This window comes from Sporosarcina sp. GW1-11, from assembly GCF_033088395.1.
In the GTDB taxonomy this organism is placed as follows: Bacteria; Bacillota; Bacilli; order Bacillales_A; family Planococcaceae; genus Sporosarcina.
In genome coordinates, this window is record NZ_JAPMIW010000014.1 from 54694 (window position 1) to 73606 (window position 18913).

16 protein-coding genes, 1 other RNA gene and 1 riboswitch are annotated in these 18913 nt (G+C 39.9%); of the genes, 5 read left to right on the top strand and 12 right to left on the bottom strand.

Annotation, left to right across the window (positions count from 1 at the left end; genetic code table 11):
• Positions 1–10 precede the first annotated feature (10 nt).
• A complete protein-coding gene (locus ORD22_RS10235; RefSeq protein ID WP_317645881.1) occupies positions 11–418 on the top strand; it encodes a ribonuclease HI family protein in 408 nt (135 codons plus the stop codon).
• Here the strand turns inward: ORD22_RS10235 and ORD22_RS10240 are convergent.
• From ORD22_RS10240 to ORD22_RS10250, 3 genes are read right to left on the bottom strand one after another with little or no spacing between them, the layout of a single operon-like run.
• Positions 415–1035, bottom strand: coding sequence for a metallophosphoesterase family protein (locus ORD22_RS10240; RefSeq protein ID WP_317645863.1), 621 nt, complete (start codon positions 1033–1035; stop codon positions 415–417). The genes ORD22_RS10235 and ORD22_RS10240 overlap by 4 nt on opposite strands.
• On the bottom strand, positions 1032–1847 hold the full coding sequence (locus ORD22_RS10245) for a sulfurtransferase (protein ID WP_317645864.1): 816 nt from the start codon (positions 1845–1847) through the stop codon (positions 1032–1034). The genes ORD22_RS10240 and ORD22_RS10245 overlap by 4 nt, the downstream gene beginning before the upstream one ends.
• Positions 1847–5440 (bottom strand): dynamin family protein, encoded by a 3594-nt coding sequence (locus ORD22_RS10250; RefSeq protein ID WP_317645865.1) that lies wholly within the window; start codon positions 5438–5440, stop codon positions 1847–1849. The genes ORD22_RS10245 and ORD22_RS10250 overlap by 1 nt, the downstream gene beginning before the upstream one ends.
• 338 nt (positions 5441–5778) lie before the next feature.
• On the opposite strand from ORD22_RS10250, the gene ORD22_RS10255 reads away from it, so the two are divergent.
• Positions 5779–6237 carry a chemotaxis protein CheX gene (locus tag ORD22_RS10255; RefSeq protein WP_317645866.1) on the top strand — a complete coding sequence of 153 codons (459 nt, stop codon included), beginning with the start codon at positions 5779–5781 and terminating at the stop codon, positions 6235–6237.
• A gap of 46 nt (positions 6238–6283) precedes the next feature.
• On the opposite strand, the gene ORD22_RS10260 is transcribed toward ORD22_RS10255, so the two are convergent.
• The 7 genes from ORD22_RS10260 to ORD22_RS10290 all read right to left on the bottom strand — a co-directional run bounded on the left by ORD22_RS10260 (position 6284) and on the right by ORD22_RS10290 (position 13998).
• Positions 6284–8185: an ATP-dependent DNA helicase gene (locus ORD22_RS10260; protein WP_317645867.1), complete on the bottom strand. Its 1902-nt coding sequence runs from the start codon at positions 8183–8185 to the stop codon at positions 6284–6286.
• Positions 8186–8249: 64 nt separating this feature from the next.
• On the bottom strand, positions 8250–9377 hold the full coding sequence (locus ORD22_RS10265) for a THUMP domain-containing class I SAM-dependent RNA methyltransferase (protein WP_317645868.1): 1128 nt from the start codon (positions 9375–9377) through the stop codon (positions 8250–8252).
• A gap of 153 nt (positions 9378–9530) precedes the next feature.
• An RNA gene (rnpB, locus tag ORD22_RS10270) (RNase P RNA component class B) lies at positions 9531–9906 on the bottom strand.
• 81 nt (positions 9907–9987) lie between these two features.
• Positions 9988–10284, bottom strand: coding sequence for a cell division regulator GpsB (gene gpsB / locus ORD22_RS10275; protein ID WP_317645869.1), 297 nt, complete (start codon positions 10282–10284; stop codon positions 9988–9990).
• Positions 10285–10355: 71 nt separating this feature from the next.
• A complete protein-coding gene (locus ORD22_RS10280; protein ID WP_317645870.1) occupies positions 10356–11636 on the bottom strand; it encodes a ribonuclease H-like domain-containing protein in 1281 nt (426 codons plus the stop codon).
• A gap of 423 nt (positions 11637–12059) precedes the next feature.
• A complete protein-coding gene (locus ORD22_RS10285; protein ID WP_317645871.1) occupies positions 12060–13352 on the bottom strand; it encodes a DUF2254 domain-containing protein in 1293 nt (430 codons plus the stop codon).
• 295 nt (positions 13353–13647) lie between these two features.
• Complete coding sequence (locus tag ORD22_RS10290; RefSeq protein ID WP_317645872.1) at positions 13648–13998, bottom strand: winged helix-turn-helix transcriptional regulator; 351 nt, start codon at positions 13996–13998, stop codon at positions 13648–13650.
• A gap of 228 nt (positions 13999–14226) precedes the next feature.
• Positions 14227–14405: riboswitch (Lysine riboswitch) on the top strand.
• A gap of 120 nt (positions 14406–14525) precedes the next feature.
• Between ORD22_RS10290 and dapA the strand changes: the two genes are divergently transcribed.
• The 3 genes from dapA (at position 14526) to ORD22_RS10305 (ending at position 17014) form a co-directional block, all read left to right on the top strand.
• Positions 14526–15410, top strand: a complete 885-nt coding sequence (gene dapA, locus ORD22_RS10295; RefSeq protein ID WP_317645873.1) for a 4-hydroxy-tetrahydrodipicolinate synthase — start codon at positions 14526–14528, stop codon at positions 15408–15410.
• A 339-nt stretch (positions 15411–15749) separates the two neighbouring features.
• On the top strand, positions 15750–15995 hold the full coding sequence (locus ORD22_RS10300; protein ID WP_317645874.1) for a hypothetical protein: 246 nt from the start codon (positions 15750–15752) through the stop codon (positions 15993–15995).
• Between the two features lie 2 nt (positions 15996–15997).
• A complete protein-coding gene (locus tag ORD22_RS10305; RefSeq protein WP_317645875.1) occupies positions 15998–17014 on the top strand; it encodes a thermonuclease family protein in 1017 nt (338 codons plus the stop codon).
• A gap of 118 nt (positions 17015–17132) precedes the next feature.
• On the opposite strand, the gene ORD22_RS10310 is transcribed toward ORD22_RS10305, so the two are convergent.
• Positions 17133–17669 (bottom strand): hypothetical protein, encoded by a 537-nt coding sequence (locus ORD22_RS10310; protein WP_317645876.1) that lies wholly within the window; start codon positions 17667–17669, stop codon positions 17133–17135.
• A 138-nt stretch (positions 17670–17807) separates the two neighbouring features.
• Entirely contained in the window at positions 17808–18911 is a 1104-nt protein-coding gene (gene tnpB, locus ORD22_RS10315) for an IS200/IS605 family element RNA-guided endonuclease TnpB (protein ID WP_317645877.1), read from the bottom strand.
• Positions 18912–18913: the final 2 nt, after the last annotated feature.

Below are 18913 nucleotides of genomic sequence, written 5' to 3' on the forward strand. Positions count from 1 at the left end.
GGTGATGATGTTGTTGGAGATCTACATAGATGGAGCAAGTGCGGGTAATCCAGGGTTAAGTGGGATTGGCGTATATATTAAAGGTGAAGGACATGAGGTTCGGATTAGTGAACCGATTAAGCCAACGAATAATCATCATGCAGAGTTCCAAGCACTTGTACGAGGGCTTGAAGAAGCAGTTAAGTTGACGACTGGAATGGTATCGGTTCGGTCTGATTCAAACGTTGTGGTGCAATCGATGGAAAAACAATTTATTAAAAATGAGCAGTATGCGCCGTATGTAAAAACTGCATTGCAACTCGCAGAGCAGTTTGACTTTTTCTTTATTAAGTGGATTCCAGATAATACGAATAAAGCGGCGGACGCACTTGCACGCCAAGCAATTCATGCGCAAAAAAAGGCTAAGGGTCTCCCTTAGCCTTTTGTTACTTGCATAAATCGTACAGTTTGTTTTTCAGTATCAAACAATACCCATTCTTTTGATTCGACTACTGCACCTACGTTGATCACGTGACGTTTTCCTAAAAGCGTTACTATACCGTCTTTAGGGAGTTCTACAGTTTTACCATCTTGTGTATAGCTCGAACGATGGGTGTGGCCGTGAAAGATGATGGTTGCCTCTGGAAAATGTTCATCTAACCAAGCTGTCCGCTCGTCTGGGTGCCACTGATGTCCGTGGATAACGCTAGCTTCGTCTATACATATTATTTCAGGTAGTTGCAGCAATGAATCACGTAGCGGTTCAGATTGCTCTGTAAGCAGCAAAATTCGCTCCTCTTGATTACCATAGACTGATGGGAATGAGATATGTTTGTCAAAACCTACAGGTTGTTTTATAACATCTGCAACCTTTGGATAAATCTGTCCGTTAAGATTTTTTTTACTAACGGTACATTCGTATAAATCTCCTGTGCCAATGAGCGTGGCATGTGGGGCTTCTTTTACAATATGTTTTAGAACTGCTTCTAAATCGTCTGTCGATGAGTGAATATCACCAAGCAATGCATACTGCAATTTAGTCAACTCCTGTGTCAAACAGTTTCAATCGGTGCATCGTCCTGCGAAATCCAATCACTGAAGCTACCGACATATAACCTTACATTTGGATAGCCAAGCTCAGTCAATGCCGCAACTACTGGAGACGCAGTCACACCGCTTCCGCAATACACTATGAGATCGTCTTCAGGCTGAACGACTTGTTTCAGTAATTCCGCCGCATGTTGCACATTATACTGCCCAGCCACTTTCAACTGTTCCCAATCAAAGTTACGGGCTGTTGGAATATGTCCTGCACGTTTATCAATCGGTTCTTGCTCTCCGCGATAACGTACCGCCGCACGCGCATCGACTAGTACAGCTTGTCGATCTCCCGCCACTACCTCTGCCACATCACTTCTATTTACATAAAGTTCGTCCCGCCAAGTTGGTTCAACAGTCGTTGCAGTAGGCCGCGTTACTTCTTGCGTTGTAACAAATCCAAGTGCTTTTAATTGCTCGAAGCCTTCAAGCAAGACATGAACGTTTTTGAATCCTGCATAATGCAAAATCCACCAAGCACGTGTAGCGAATGGACTCCCTCCATCATCATAGATCAGAATCGTATCCTCTACATCTAAACCACTCGTGCGAAATAAGTCAGTTAAACGCTTTTTAGAAGGGAGCATATGTCGCCCGCCTTCTATAGACGCATCCGATAGATCATTCGCCAAATCCCAATGAACAGCACCTTCAATATGCGCTTCGTTATAAGCTTGTATTCCGCGATTTTCATCCTGAAGTGAAAATCGCGCATCGATCCATTTTGCCTGTTCTGTATGGACGTCTTTAGACGATACAAATACCCGCATTACTGAACCAACTCCTCCGAACGAATTTTTTCATAAATACTTTGCCATTGTTCTAGTTGCTCTGATCCGTCAAGCAATGTACGCTCGGAACCAATCTGCACTAAACTTTCTTGCAATAAATGTAGTCGCAATGCTTCCGCTTCATTTTCAATCCAAAGATCCGCCCACTTCTCAATGCGTTCTTTTTGATCGCCTAAGTAGTTCGAAGCATCTCCTTTTAAAACTTCTTCTAGTTTCGCTTTCAAAATATCACGATCGCCACGCTCGAAGAATGACTTTTGGTTTTTAAACGTCTTATTCACAGCGCTATACACTTCCGGATTCTCATATGGCAATTCAAATGACAGCATATCCTGATCATTCGGCTCATATGGAGAAGGTACAATCGACGAGTCCATCTCTGCCAATGAACGTACTTCAAAACGCTGACGCTCAAGCAATTGCTTCTTCATATAGTTCAGAATACGTAAATTTGTAACTTTTAATTCCTGCGTCAAGTCAAAACCAACCATATTCACAGTTTCAGCTAACGCAATTTTCAATGCGCGATCAGAAGAGTTCTTCGCGAACGTAGATGGGCTATAACCTTCTTTAAAGAAATCACCAAAACGCAAGAATACACGCTGTAAAATATAGTAAACGAGTTCACTTAATTCATCATGTGTCGACTTTACTAAAATTTCACTCGCACTCTTCTCAAAGCGCTCTTTAATAGCCTGTTCAGCTGCAGCCAATTCTTCTAATCTTTCTGCCTTACGTGAACGGTTCTGAATCGTACGATCAATCAATGAAGCTAAACGATCGATTGTTTTCGTCGTTTCTTCTTCCAATGCCTGTACTACTTGCGCACGCAAATCATGCTCAAGGAATGAGTAGAACTTTTCTTCAAAGTCCACCATCAATGGATTTGGTTGTTGTTTCACTTTTCCTTCTAGCGCCAGTAAACTAGAAATACCGTGAACTCGTGGATTACGAATACCGAATTTCTGCAATTCACCCGCAACAAACCCTTTTACTTCTCCAGCTTCTTCATCGTTTGATGCAAGGTCAATCGCATTGACGATAAAGAACATCTTATCTAACTCAAACGCATCTTTCACCCGTCCAAGCTGGATCAAGAACTCACGATCCGCGCGTGCGAATGCGTGATTATAATACGTTACAAATAAAATCGCATCTGCATTACGAATATATTCGAACGCTACATCCGTATGTCGCGCGTTAATCGAATCTGCTCCCGGTGTATCTACGAGTGTAATTCCGTGACGCGTCAACGGACAGTCATAGAAGAAATCAATCGAATCAACGAAACAGCTACGTTCTTCCTGTGCAACGAATTTCGTAAACTCTTCACGCTCTACTGTCAATGTTGTTCCTAATACGGGCGTGTACGTCGGATAACCTGTTTGGAATGCTTGAATGAACGACTTGTGAATATGCAGATTCTCATCTTCAAGCGGCTGCTTCAACGCCTCATCTGTCTTCGCAAACGCTTCTTCCAATGATGTAATTCGAATACCTAACGCTTCAAACGACAGTCCAACATCCTCTGTCATCGTTGCCTCATCCTTCAGATGAATATCTGCTGTATTATGCAAATGGACATCACTTACTGGACGAATTCGGTTAATCGCCGCTGTCGTTGGATTAGGAGAAACTGGTAATACTCTTTCACCAATCAATGCGTTCGAGAATGAAGATTTTCCTGCACTAAATGCACCGAATAAAGCAACTGTGAATTCCTGTCCTTTCAAACGAGAAGCTTTCGTCATCAGATAGCTTGCTGTCTCCGCAAAGCCAGGAATAGTTTCAACAGATTCTGCAATATATTGGGCATGCGCAATCGCTTTTTCAGAATCGACGAATTGTACTTCGTCTTCCACTTCTTGTACTTCTTCTTGGGTAACCGTTTGCTGTTCCTCTGCTTTCACAACATAATCGATTGTCTCAATCTTTTTAGGTTGCTCCCACAACGCTTGCAATTTATCTCTGCCAATACGTGTAGGCGCGGATGGATTAGCGATTTCTTTTTCAACCCATTCCATACGATCTTGCCATTTCTTCATTTCTTTTATCGCGTCTACTTTTCCTTGCAATACGTCGATTGTTTCAGCAAGCGGTCCTGATTGCTCGCCTCCAGAAGATTTCGCGATAACAGACATTTCTTGCTTCCATTTATCTGTCTTGGCCTTATACACTAAATGAATCGCACGTTTCATCTGCTCTGCATAATTAAGAATCGTTTCGCCTGTGATGACTTCTTGGACGTGAAGCTGCTCATCGACTAGATCAAACGGTAATGACAAATCCATCGCATCAATCGCGAGAGAACGTTCATCCGTTAGAATCCCTGCTTGTTTCAATGATTGTTTCATCAAGGCTTTCATGTAGATTTCAATTTGCGTATGGGCCAATCCAGAAATATTTTCTTCCAACTTTTGGCGACGTCTTTCGCGCTCTTCTGCTGTTTTCTTCGCACCAAATAATAGCCCTACTTTAAACTTAGGGGATTTTGCCTCCAAATGATCTTTCAACAGTTCTCTCGTTTCAAATGGCGCTAAACCTGCATTAGATAATAGCTCATTACGCTCTTTTTCGAAATTCACATAGAACTCGTCGCCAGAGATTAACTCCATACGCTTTTTCGCTTCTTTTAAATCTTGATTTAACTCTTCAAATTGATCCCACTCACTGTCGTTGACAATATCGCTATGATTTTCTTTTACATCTTCTACTTGCTGCTGAAGGAATTTCATATGCTCATCTTTCAACTTCAATAAAGATTGCTCAATATTGTGCTCGAAGTTTTCTTCACGATGTTCAATTGACCCATCGACAATCGCTTTCACTTTTTCGAAGTCATTATGTGGATGATCCAACTGTTTTAATGATGTATAAAAAATGCCTTTCGGTTCAACGCCCCATAGTTTAAACGAATCTTCTACAGACTTTTTGAAAGCATCAAATGACAATTCGCTATCTCGGTGCTTATCGATCTGATTAATGATCAAATATACGTTGCCGTTATAACGCATTAATTCTTTCGTAAAACGGAAGTTCATTTCAGATTGGACATGGTTATAATCCATCGTGTAGAACACTAAATCCGCTAAGTGTAACGAAGATTCCGTTGATAGTCTGTGCGCATCATCCGTTGAATCTACTCCTGGCGTATCCATGACTGTGATACCTTCTGGTAGATTGGATTCAGTATGACCGATCTCTACGAGTGAAACTGCCGCGCCGTCTTTACTAAACGCTTTGACACCTTCAGAAAAACCATGTCCACTAAATTTCACAGCCGTGTCATCCACACGGTGAATAATGGCATAGTCTTCATCCGCTTTGTGCACCTTTACGATATTTGCACTTGTTGGGATTGGACTTGATGGCAATAGATCGTCACCTGTTAACGCATTAATTGTTGATGATTTCCCTGCAGAGAAGTGACCTGCGAATGCTATCGTAAACTCTTTCTCGATAATTTTATTGGCGAGTAATGCAGTTTTCCCTTTTCGTTCATCGTCTTCATTTGTCAAAAAAATCTGTCCATACGTGGCAGATTGCTGTAAAAAATCATGATTTATAGACATAATCGTCGTCCTTTCAATTTTAACTCACCCTATCATACCATTAATGCGCGAAAAAATAGATAGTTACTTTTTAGAAACCGTTTTGAAGCTTGATTTCTTAGGTTAACAAGGGGCTAGTGAATGGCTTTTTTCTCTCTGAGTGAATCCGTTCCACATGCCCGTGTTCCCTCCGAATCGAAAAGCCCATTCACAACACTAGCTCTACATCACGTATTTCAAACATTCTCACAAACAAAATTAAACTCGTTCAAGCACACTACTAAATTTAATTAGTATTTTAGTTTAGGTTAGTGATATGATTGAACTATCAAACATATCTCGAAAGGGTGTTTCTTTAGATGGATAAAGCAACTAACGTGCAAAAGGTATTGAATGCGACAATCTCTTCCCTAACGACCGTAATACCGATTAAATTCCAAGTACTCTCCCCTTCTATGATTAAACAACCATATGAACAACGTGAAATCAGTGTGTTGATTGGCTTAATTGGTAAGATGAAAGGTCGCTTGATCGTAGAGCCGACGCATACCATCATAGGAGAAATAGGCCAGGCAATGTTCGGTATGACTATTGAAGGTGAAATGGCAGAATCGTTTACTGGCGAACTAGGTAATATGATTGCTGGTAACCTATGTACGATTTTAGAAAAAGAAGGTCTTGCATTGGATATTTCACCGCCTACTGTCTTAACTGGTAATACAAAATTTTATGGTTTTCAACAAGCATTCAAAATTCCCGTTAAATTTGAAGATGGCCAATTACTAAATTTATTGCTGACAATTGATGAAGAAGGATAAGTAAAAACGCACAAATGCTGAAACAATCAGCGTTTGTGCGTTTTACTTATGAAAATGGAACCGGTAAAATTCTTTCAATCACCGGTAGTAACTCATTTTGGTCTGGTTCAACGAATAGGTGAATCGAACCGAAATCGTCGCTCGTACGGATTAAACGACCAATTCCTTGGCGTAAACGTAGCAACATGAATGGTAAATCCACTTCATCAAATGCATCTTCTGCAAACTCTCTTCTCGCTTCAAATAATGGATCATGTGGAGGGAATGGTAAGTCAAAGATGATGACACGTGTTAACGATTCATTTGGCAAATCAAGTCCTTCCCATAAATGATAAGAGAAGAAGACTGGAACTTTCTGTTGTTGAAAATCTTTCACTAGCGAAGACAAGGAACGTTCGCCTTCATATGTGACTAGAACACGTTGCTCTAGTGGCAAACTATCATAAGCAGCCATCATAGATTGCTTGGAACTAAACAACACAAGCGTCTGCTCTTCAGTTGCTAAAATTGAAGATAGGCGTTGACGATTGGCTTCTACGGTTCCTTGCTCCAAGTGAATCTTCATAACATTTTCATAGTCAAATGGAGACGCAATAGAAAATGATTGGAAGTTAACTATTCCTAAACTATAGGCTAAATAATCGAATGACTTCTCAACAGATAATGTTGCAGAAGAGAAGACAATTGGCATCTTGCCAGTAAATAACTTCTCTTTCAAAATCGACGTCACGAGGCGTGGCATAATAAGCAACGTACTTTCCTCGCGGCGTTCTTCCAACCAGTCTACCGCATCATTGTTGCCGGCAAATAACTCCATAGAATAAATGTATTGCTCTAAGTATTCCTCAACGATTTTCAAATCATATTCAGGAATCACATACAATTCACCTTCGAAAACGAATTCTTCTAGTAATTCATTTGATAACATTACGGCTTTTTTCGCCAAACGCATCATTTCATCGTTCTTTTCGATTGTTAAACGCTCGTTATCATGCTGAGTCGCATGGTTACGAAGTTGAATGAAAAACAACTCATGCACATCTAGTAATTGTTCCATCAATTGTAAGGACTTTTCTCGAATCCCATCCACCATAATACGCTCAAGCAATTGCACTATCGTTTGTTGCTGTACTTCGTAAGTTAATGCACGCTGAGCCGAATACTCTAGCAAATGTCCTTCATCAAAGACGACCATCGATACTTCTGGTAATAAAGGCAATTGACCTTGACGCGATCTAGATTCTTTCGTCCACAGATGTTCCATATAGAAATCATGTGAACAAATGATCAAGTCTACTGCTTCTCGGTAATGATTACGATGGATAGTTTGCCCACAACGATTGCGAATGTCACATGCTGCACACTGTTGAATTGGATGGTAGTTAATCATATCCCATTGTTCATCTTTTAAATATGGGTAGTCAGAACGCACACCGTACGGATACACAGACTGCAAGGAACGATCTGCGTGAACGAATTCCGGCAATTCATCTTCTACCAAATCGACAAAGTCCTCATTTGTCGTATTACTTACTTCTTCTAAACGCTTTAGACAAATATACTGATTACGTGCTTTGGCAAGACGCACATCTACTTTCAAATCAAGGGCTTCACTCAGCTTTTGAATGTCACCTTCTTCTTTAATCAATTGATCAATTAGCGTTTCATCAGCACATGAAATAACTGCAGGTTTTCCTGTATAACGTGCATAAGCAATTGCTGGTAGCAAGTAGGCAATGGTCTTACCCGTTCCTACGCCTGCTTCCGCTAGTAGTACTTGCTTATCTTTTAACGCTTGCTCTATTTGAAAAGCCATGTAAATTTGCTCATCACGGCATTCGAATCCTTTTTCTGTTAAGTCGTCATATAAAGTATCGCCCAACCAATCATTCAAAGACTCATAAAATGTTTGATCTTTCGATAGTTGAAATGGAATTTTTGTATTCATACGAACTCCTCCTGAATGCAAGAGAAAGGAAGAGGCATTCTCTCCCCTTCCTCCTAGGTTTTTATTATGCACGCTTTCCCCAGAACTGATATAAATCAGTGCGGATAAAGCCGTTAAATAGTTTACGTTTTTTCGTTGCGCGTTTACCGTACATCTCCTCATAGTTTTCAAGAGAAGATAAAATATAGACGGACCAAGAAGGATGCTGTTTCATAATATCTCCAAGAATTTCTGCAATGTCTTCGGCATCTTCTACTTCACCTAGACGCTCACCATACGGCGGGTTCGCGATTAACACTCCATTTTGTCCTTCAATACGTAAATCACGGACATCTTGTTGCTCAAATGTAATCAAATCTGCAAATCCTGCTTCAACCGCATTTTGCTGTGCAATATTAATTACACGACTGTCGATATCATAGCCTCGAATATCCAGTTCCAAATCATACTTCGCAACATCTTCCACTTCTTCGCGGACACGATCCCATACTTGAGCAGTCATCCATGGCCATTCTTCACTTAAAAATGAACGATTATAACCTGGTGCCAGGTTTTGTCCGATCATTGCTGCTTCAATCGCAATCGTACCAGACCCGCAGAACGGATCGATAAATGGACGGTTCGGGCTCCATTTAGATAATTTAACAAGAGCAGCCGCCATCGTTTCTTTCAACGGTGCATCTCCTTGTCCTAAACGATAACCACGTTTATGCAATCCGTGACCGCTTGAATCTATCGTTAACGTGACTTTATCTTTTAAAATCGACACTTCTAATTTGAACAAAGGACCTGTTTCGTCTAAGAAACCAACCCGCTTATAGGCCATTTTCAAACGGTCTACAATTGCTTTTTTAACAATCGCTTGACAGTCTGGCACACTGAACAACTTAGATTTTACCGATTTACCCGCTACAGGAAACGCCGCATCCACAGGAAGGAAATCTTCCCACGGCAACGCTTTTGTCCTCTCGAATAATTCATCAAATGTGAAAGCTTTAAATTCACCTACTACAATACGGACACGATCGCCTACACGTAGCCACATATTGGCACGCGCAATCGCCTCTTCATCTCCGTGGAAGTAGACTTTACCGTTTTCCGTCTGACAGTCATAGCCAAGATCTTTTACTTCAGAAGCTACGATGGCTTCAAGCCCCATAGCAGCTGTTGCTACTAATTTATATTCACTCACACTTAACACTCCATTCTCCGCAACAAATCACATTCATCACGGCTGTTTCAATTGATCCTTCCATAGAAGGTATATGTACGTTCCGTAATAATACAAAAGAAAAACTCTCCCAAAACTGTAGGAGAGCTAATTGTAAGGTAAAGCCATAGAATATTCTGTAAGCCATGTTTTGTTCTCCTGTACTCAAACGGCTTGCGCCTCGTACTTGGAGCGGTAATCATCTATCTACAGACAATTGCCTGTCCCTTCCTCCATTGAATTCTTTCGGAAGAGCGCCCCTACCATAATTTGGGTTTCTCACTCGTGGGGTTTACCCGTTCCACTCGACATGTTTCCATGCCGACTACGTCACTGTGGCACTTTCAGAGAATCTCATCCATATCCGAAGACTTAGGATTTATTCCCGCCATCAATGCAAATGCATTGCCCCGGCTTATTTTTTCACCGAGCACGAACACTACGGTCATCTCAGATCCGTGTGAGCATGGACTTTCCTCTACAACCGTAGTTGCAGCGATTACCTGAATACTCTCTATGGCATTCTTGAGTATACACCAAATCATTCTTGCTTACAATGAATTCGTTTAATATACATTATTTAACTTCTACATCATTCTTGTTCAGCTAACTTGTCTCCAAATACTTCTCGTTCCAAGTTAGAAATTCTTTGAATAATATCATAGTTCGTCGACTGAGGCGCAGGTGATGAAGAACGTCTTTGTGTAGAAATCGCTTCTGCTTTTAACTTTTGATTTTCTTCCGTTAGACGTGCAATTTCTTTTTTAAATGTTTCGTAATCCTGTATCACATCATCCAAGAACCAATCTACTTCTTCCTGTTTATAACCCCGTATCGCTTGTTTAAATTCTTTTTCCAGAATTGTTTTTGAGTCTAACTTTAATTCCATGACAAAACGTCCTTCCATCTATGATTCCATAAGGTCATTATAGCATATGTTGTCTTTCTTTGTCCTTAGTCCTAAAGCTGTTCTTGGTCTTCTGTCGCTTTTTGCGCTTGCCCGGGAAATAGTTTGTTTCGCACACGTATTTCCCGTTTTAAAAAGTTATTTTCCATTCGTTCAATAAAACGTTTGGGTAAGTTACGTTGCTTTTTCAATAAGGATTTCCCACTATGGATTCGTTCATACGCATGCGTCAGATTTTTCAACTGATGTTCATATAATTTTGCTAATTCCTCGTAAGCAAGAATCTGTTCTCTGCCTTTTCCATATGTCGCAACTATTTCAAATGATTGCACTGCACGTTCGAATTCTTTATATCGTTTTAATACCAGCCCTAGGTGATAGTGTGTGAGCGGATAGCTCGTTCCATACATTTGTGCAATGCGTTGCAATTCTGTGTAACTTTGTTCAGTCAAACCGAGGTCTTGGAACCATTTCGCGATATTCGTTGCGACTTGCGCATTCTCTTGACTCTCTTCATCTAAAACGATGTCCGTTGATAGACTAAAAAGGGTTACCAGCGAAAGAATATCCCATTCATTATGCCACATGACTTTCATCAAAATTTCGGCACGACCATTCTTTACTGCATCCTGATAGATGATCGGTGCCATGTGCCCAGGAATATCGTCTTTTCGATGAAACCCTAGCTGTTTACGTTCGACTTCGGTTAATTTGAACGATTCCATTTGCCCTTTCCAAATCCGGCGTGAGCCGTGCAATAAATCGACTTGATGTGGAACAGGTAGCATCGGTAATTGTTTTCGGTGAAGTGACCAACGTGTTTGAAGTTGTGGGAAATCAAAGCTCTTCCCATTGTAGGTTACTAACGTCAAGTCTTCCCGCCATAGCTCCGATGCATAAAGAAAAGCCGCCTCGTGATCAGGATTCGGCAAGACATATTGCGTCATGATAAATTCATTTGCCTTTAATTCCAGCAAACCGATTAAAAAAATTACAGCACCCGCACCTTTTAATCCTGTCGTCTCGGTATCGAAAAACAATAATTTTCCTGCCTTTGGTGATAGCGGATGCGCGTAGCCTGTTTCTGTCCAACTCTTCAATTTCTCCTGCACATCACCTAGACGAATAGCACCATGCGTATGGGAAAGTGGATAATGTATGACACGTTTATAGACGATTCCGAAGTCATTTTCTATTTTCTTCAGACCCGTCGTGAGCCAACGCTTTTCATATGTTGGTGCTGGCGGTTTTTTAAATGCCTCAACTGTTTCTTCTACACTCTTCGTTTTCTTCACAAGCGACTTCATCGCCATTAACTTTTTCTCATATGACATGACGATTCAACTCATTCGCATGTTCCGTTGTCGAGCAGCTATCTACTGTATGCTGCAATCTATGTGTATATAACCCTTTTTTATCTAGTACGTATACCAATGAAGCATCACCTCTGAAATAATACGTTTTGTATTTGAATTATACTATAGTATGTGAAAAATGAGTGATTAGGCAATGATGAATAATAGCTTCTTCTTTAATCCAATAGAAGTTTCGATACAGCTTGCAGGCTAAAATTAGGATAGATTACAATATGATCTGTGATAATGACTTGGACTACTAGACGAGTGATATACGCAAACACAAAAAATATATAAAGCCAGCGAACGTGAACAGGCATTCTCCTGTTTGAACCCTTTAAAATTGAAATCTTATCTTATAAAGTTAGGTGAAAAAATCATACGAATGTTTCGTATGATTTTTTATTTATTAGTAAGCAATCGAAGTGTTTGTCGTTTATTTTCAAGTATTTCTGAATCCATTGACTCTAATACACTGTGCTCAAAATGATTCCAAACGTAATCCGCCATTTGCGTCACGATGCCTTTCGTTTCCACAGAAATTTTACAACGTGCGATATATAATAGCGCATCAAACATGGCATTCAACACACTTGCATCCTCTTTACCGTAATAGCTAATCTGGCTAAATGCAGTATAAAAATAATCGATTTGTGTTGGATGTACCGCTAGTACACACGGCGTATTTTCTTCCGTATAAATGACAGCTGTCCCTCCTGGCAATTCACATACTCGTTGCAAAACCACACCAAGCGAATGAATACAACGAATGGCAGTATTTGGATCATTGATACCTGGGGAAAGTGCGCGCAACGCAATTTCTACAATCTTTTCGATTCCATATTCTACGTCTTGTAAAATAGAACGTTCTTCACCGAGCGTAAACGCTGACGACAGATCTACCTCTGGTAATTCCTGTGAATGATAAACTACTGCCACTACACTTTCAGGTCCAGCAAATGCACCAACCGGCAATATAATATCAATCACTGCATTCTGCTTGGTCGCCCACTGCATTAACTTTTTATAATCAATATATTGCACATAACCATATGCTGGACTTTGGACTTCTGTAACTCGCGAAAATTGTTGCGACAACGAAGGCTTCTCTGCCATCCAAACGAGTGTATAATCTTGTGTGCCTTTTTTCTCTTTTGCAAGCGTACAAAGCACATCATCTACCAACTCTCGAATTAAGCGACTCACTTGAATCGAAGTACCGACGTTATGAATGAAATAAGCAAAAAATGCTAAACAAGTAACTGCGAATATCACACCGACTGAAGCAGAAATTACTTCGTGCGAAATCACAGCTTTACGCATGAATAGTAAGGATAAAATCGAATAGACGAAGCCGCCCATAAACAATCCAAGCATACGTTGAGTAGACGGTTTATGTAAGAAATTCTGTAGTACTCGCGGTGAAAACTGTGAGGAATACATTGTTAATACGACCATGATCGTAGAAAACGTTACCGTAGTCATCGTTAGTAGCGCTCCTGAAATTGTTCCAAGAATCGTTTGCGCCAAATCTACTGACGTCCGTAAATATGTTGGAATATACGCTTTTACTTCATCGTTGTATGTCGTGTCTATTAGTACCATCCCAATCGCTAAAAAAGAGGCTAGAACAGTATAGACGCTAGGAATGAACCAAATACTCTCCAGTACCTTCGTAATATATCGTTTAAGCATCGCATCGTTCCCCCCTTATTAAAAGATAACTGACTATGAACTACCCGTTATTTCATATAAAGAAACAACCTCTCACTAGTAGTTGGTATATTATCTATTTTATCTAACCTAACTCACCTCTCCAAATATTCCATTTTACGAAAATGTCATTCAACCTAAAAATATTACAATGTCCCTCCAACACATCATTCCAAAGTTACTTTTAAATATCACAACCTGGATTCACGAAGTTTCTAACTAAGCACAAATCTCGCCGTTCAATTACTTGAAGGGCGAGATTTGTCTATAGAGATTTTCATTTTTCTTCCTTGTCATACGATTCTTTTTTTACTGCCCAGTCCATAATTGCTCGAAAGACTTTATTGAATTCATAGCCTAAAGGAGTCAACTCATATTCCACTTTTTTAGGCGTTTCTGTAATGATATACTTTACAACCAGATTTTCTGTTTCCAAATCCTTTAATCGTTCTGACAATAGCCGATCAGAAATCCCGTCAATCGCATGAAGCAATTCGTGATAACGCTTTGGGCCAGCCAATAATTGATAGACAATAATCCCCGTCCAACGTTTCCCAATAAACTCAATCGCACGTCGATACGTTTGACATGACGATTCTGTGCATGACTCTTGTGAGTTGCTGTTCATATGGAAAAACCTCCTCCGTTACTATTCTTTATCTTACCATAAATAAAATGATCGCTTACATTTTTCCGAATTCACTGGAATAAAAGCTATAACGTCCTCCGTGAATCTACATAAAGTAGTCTATTTCTACAATTTTTAAAAGAAGTTTTTCAATTTCCGGTTGCTATTCTGTCAAACAACAGGTAAAGTAGTGGTAATTAAACAATCACTTATTTCGAAAAATTCCGAAGTAAGGATAGAGGCGCAAAAACCATCAGTACACAATCAGAGGATGATGAGATCCTGCGAAGAATGTGGAAAGGGGAATTTGCCGAAGTGGAGAGAGTCTCATTATTCTCAAAGCTGGTTCTGGGCTGAATAAGTACAGGATTGTCATATAGGAAACTATATGGAGGGCTATCTTATGCAGAGAAATAATTTATTATTTCAAAGCAGCAACGAGCCCTCGTTGCTGCTTTTTGCGTTCAATTATCTACCGCCCTCCACCCTCTTATGTTTTTTAATAAAAAGATAGGAAGTGGAGAACAATGAATTTTGGACAAATCGTAACAGCAATGGTAACTCCTTTTAACGAGCAGGGAGACATCGACTTCGAAGCAACACGTCAGTTAATTAATCATTTAATCGCTAATGGATCGGACGCACTTGTCGTTGCAGGTACGACAGGCGAATCACCTACATTAACGAACGGCGAAAAGGTTGAATTATTCCAATTCACCGTAGAAGTAGTCGCTGGCAGAGTTCCCGTAATTGCTGGAACAGGTTCAAACAATACGAGAGAATCTATTGAATTAACAAAGCAAGCTGAACTAGCAGGCGTCGACGGCATCATGCTCGTCACACCTTATTACAATAAACCTTGTCAAGAAGGCTTATACCAACACTTTAAGACCATCGCAGAAACGACTGCTTTACCAGTGATGCTATATAATATTCCAGGACGCAGTGCTATCAACATGGAGCCAGATACAATTATTCGTCTTGCTGACGTACCAAACATCGTCACAGTAAAAGAAGCTAGCGGTAATCTCGATGCAATGGCTGAAATTATCGAACGCGCGCCTGAAGGCTTTTCTTTATACAGCGGTGATGACGGACTTACACTTCCTGTACTCGCAATTGGCGGCGCGGGAGTCGTTTCCGTTTCCGCACACGTGGTTGGTAACGAAATGCAGTCGATGATCAATAACTTTAAAAACGGTAATCTTGCGCAAGCTGCTAAAGAACACCGTCAATTATTGCCGATTATTAAAGCTATGTTTGCTGCACCGAATCCATCCCCTGTTAAAGCTGCTTTGAATTTGCAAGGGGTAGCGGTTGGCGGTGTACGTTTGCCAATTATTGCTTTACCGGAGGATCAGATAGAAGCTTTGAAATTGGTATTGCCTTTGAGTAAGGAAGTTAGTTTTTAAGATTTCATAAATTAAAAGGTCCTGATTTTATTTTTTTAATAAAATTAGGACCTTTTATAATGGTGAGGATAACTATTCAGACTATTATTCTTGTGCCCGATAAAAAAGTATTCTTCGTTCTCTTCATTTAAATGAATAAATTCATAATTCCAAACTTAGAATTTAATCCCTTCTAAAAAAATTGTAAAATCCAGTTCAACGGCCTCTTCGATTTTGTATATAGAGCTCTTTTTTAGGAGGATACATCTTTTCTAATTTTTTCCGTATCATCGGACTGCTAGCAAGTAAAACGCTAGTATAAATTCCGTGGTAAGATAGACGGTAACAGGAGGTCCAGTTATGAAAATAATCGCAGTACTTTCATTGTTTTTCGGAGTCATTCTAACCATTGTCGGCATGCTCCCTTTCATCTTCCCCCATCCAGTTTGTGATGGATGTCAGAATTCAGGCCCCGAAAACTTTTGGGAATTGATTCTGATGCTTTCCTATGACGGAAAGAGATGGTATTTGATTGGTGGACTTGCTTTTTTATTGCTTGTTGCTTCCTTGTTGAGCAACTATAGAATAAATGATTCGGAGGAATAAATATGGGGTTGTTTTTAGCTGGAATCGGCTTTATTTCAATTATTATAGGATTTATAGGGTTTGTTATTTTATTCATTATGAAAAAGCCTAAGAAGGCCGCTGTCATACTAGTAGTGGTAGGTATCGTACTGTTTATAATTGGTGCAATCATTACCCCACTAGATGAACTTGGGGAACAAGATCAACCTGAGGAAGCAGTAGAAGGTCAAAAGAACGTGATTGAAACAGAGAAACAAGAAACAACGCCGGTTATTTTACCAGCCAGTATTGAGAAGACAGTACAAGAAGCCAAACCTGTCGTAGAACAACCAACAGCAGTAGATCCACCCACAAAGTCGAGTGGTACAACCAATTTACTTGCAGTGACACTCGTACAGATTATTGACGGCGATACGATCAAAATTATGTACAACGGAAAAGAGCAAAACGTTCGATATTTATTGATCGACACACCTGAAACGAATCATCCACAACTAGGCAAGCAGCCATTTGGGGATGAAGCAAAGCAACGAAATATTGAGTTAATACATAGCGGTAAGTTAGAAATCGAATTCGATATAGGACAGCGCTACGACAAGTATGACCGTCTACTTGCTTATATTTATGTAGATGGGAAAAGCGTTCAAGAGACATTACTAGAAGAAGGATTAGCGCGCGTTGCATATGTCTATCCACCGAACATACGATATTTAGACACGTATGAAAAAGCACAAGCAAAAGCTAAAGAACAAAAGCTTGGTATTTGGTCCATAGAAAATTATGCAACGGATACTGGATTTAATACAGATAAAGTAGCGAATGAAAAACCGGTTACGCCGAAAGCAGAAAAAACCACTCCGGAACGAGCAGCCCCTGTTCAACAACCTGTCGTTGCACCTGTGCCTCAAGCTATTGAAACAGAATGGTTCCAGAATTGTACTGAGCTTAGAAAGAAATATCCTAATGGAGTTCCAGCAGGTCATCCTGCGTATCAATCCAAGATGGATCGTGACGGCGATAACTTTGCGTGTGAGCAATGATTTACTAGAATGAAAAAGCGAGGAAAAGCTATGGTGCATAGTCTTTCCTCGCTTTATCTCTGTGGCATAAATTCATGGCCTATCATCTTATTAAAAATGTCTTTGTGAGAAAGTTTTCTCACAACAATCTAAAAATCTCCTGAAATTCCAAAGCATCGTGCTCACGATTAAAGCCAATAGAAAAATCAAGAAGATATTTTTTAATTTCCTCATAGTCATTTTCAACTGAAAGCAATGCATAAAATAAATAAAATATACTAATACCCGCTGACACTAACGTGGTTTCTTTGCTATCTTCTCTTTTAAAAGCATGAGCGATTTTAATGATTTTAGAACTATTTTGCTTTACCGCATTGTCCAACTCAGTAATCTTATCTATAGAAAAGTACTCCAGTTTTTCTATTAAAGAAGAGACGTCATTGTTGATCTCCTCTTCTATAATCGTATAATTAAGAATTTCAGCAATCTCATGGTCTAGATCTCGAATCAATATAGAATTTTTGATAAACGAATTTAATGTGATGATATCGATGTCCATATCCAGCGAACAGGAAGCGTTCATTAAATTGTGATCGACTTCATCCTCATACTTTACTGTTTCGTCTAAGATCTTAACAAACTCAATATCTGCGAGTTCTATTGAACTACTCTCCACTTATTCGACCTTGTGGACTAATTGAAGTGGGAGATTCTTGGGAACAGAGCCTACGTAACTAGGGTGGCATACACCGCAATCAGAGGTTTCTCTTATTTGCCAAGCGATCCCCGCAGTCCCTGCGGTTCTTGATAGCATCTACACTAACGCTTGTATTCGCAGACCTTCAATCAGAATGTTTTTACTCGCATTGATGTCCCTATCGTGCTGTACATGACAATTACTGCAAGTCCATTCTCTTATACTCAATGCCTTCTTTCCGTCTCGATGTCCACAATCGGAACATATCTGACTGGATGGGAACCATCTGCTAACGCGGATGATTGTTTTTCCATACCATTTCGCCTTGTATTCCAACTTGGTTATGAAGGCGGACCATGATACGTCAGCGATTGATTTTGCTAACTTGTGATTGCGTAACATACCTCTTGTATGTAAGTGCTCAATACAGATCGTATCGTGGTTTTTGATAAGCTCTGTACTTAACTTGTTAAGAAAGTCGTTACGTTGATTCATTACTTTTTCATGTAATCGGGCAACTTTACGCTTTTGTTTCTGATAGTTTTTTGCTTCGAGAAGGTTGACGCCATTTTTTTTTGCATGTAATGAACGCCTTGAAAGTTTCCGCTGTTCACGTTTTAACTTCTTTTCCATTTTGGAAGTGAATGTATTGTTGTCAATCTTGCGATGATCAGAAAGGACTGCAAAATCAGTAATACCTAAGTCTATACCTATAGCCTTTTTCGTTTTCTCCAATGGTTGTACATCTGTTTCAACAAGAATAGACACGAAGTATGTACCACTTGGATTTTGCCTGACAGTCGCATGAAGTATACGCCCTTCTACTTCCCGACTTTTTGCAAATCTAACGAGACCAAGCTTAGGTAACTTAATTTTGTTATCCATAATCGCAATGTTCCCGTTCGTGTGCCTGGTCGTGTACGATTGTACTTTATTATTTTTAGACTTGAATCGTGGGGCTTTGTTCTGTTTCTTGAAGAATCTTGAATACGCATCTGCAAGGTTTTTAAGTGAGGACTGAATCGCAATGCTGTCAACTTCTTTTAGCCATACCAATTCCTTTTTTAGTTGTGGTAATTGAGAAGAACAAGTGCTATAGGTTAATCCTTTTCCTGTCTTTTTATAGGCATCATTCCATTTAGATAGAAAATGATTAAATACAAAGCGGCTGCATCCAATGGTTTTGGCAATTAAAACTTCTTGTTCTTTGTTTGGATAGATCC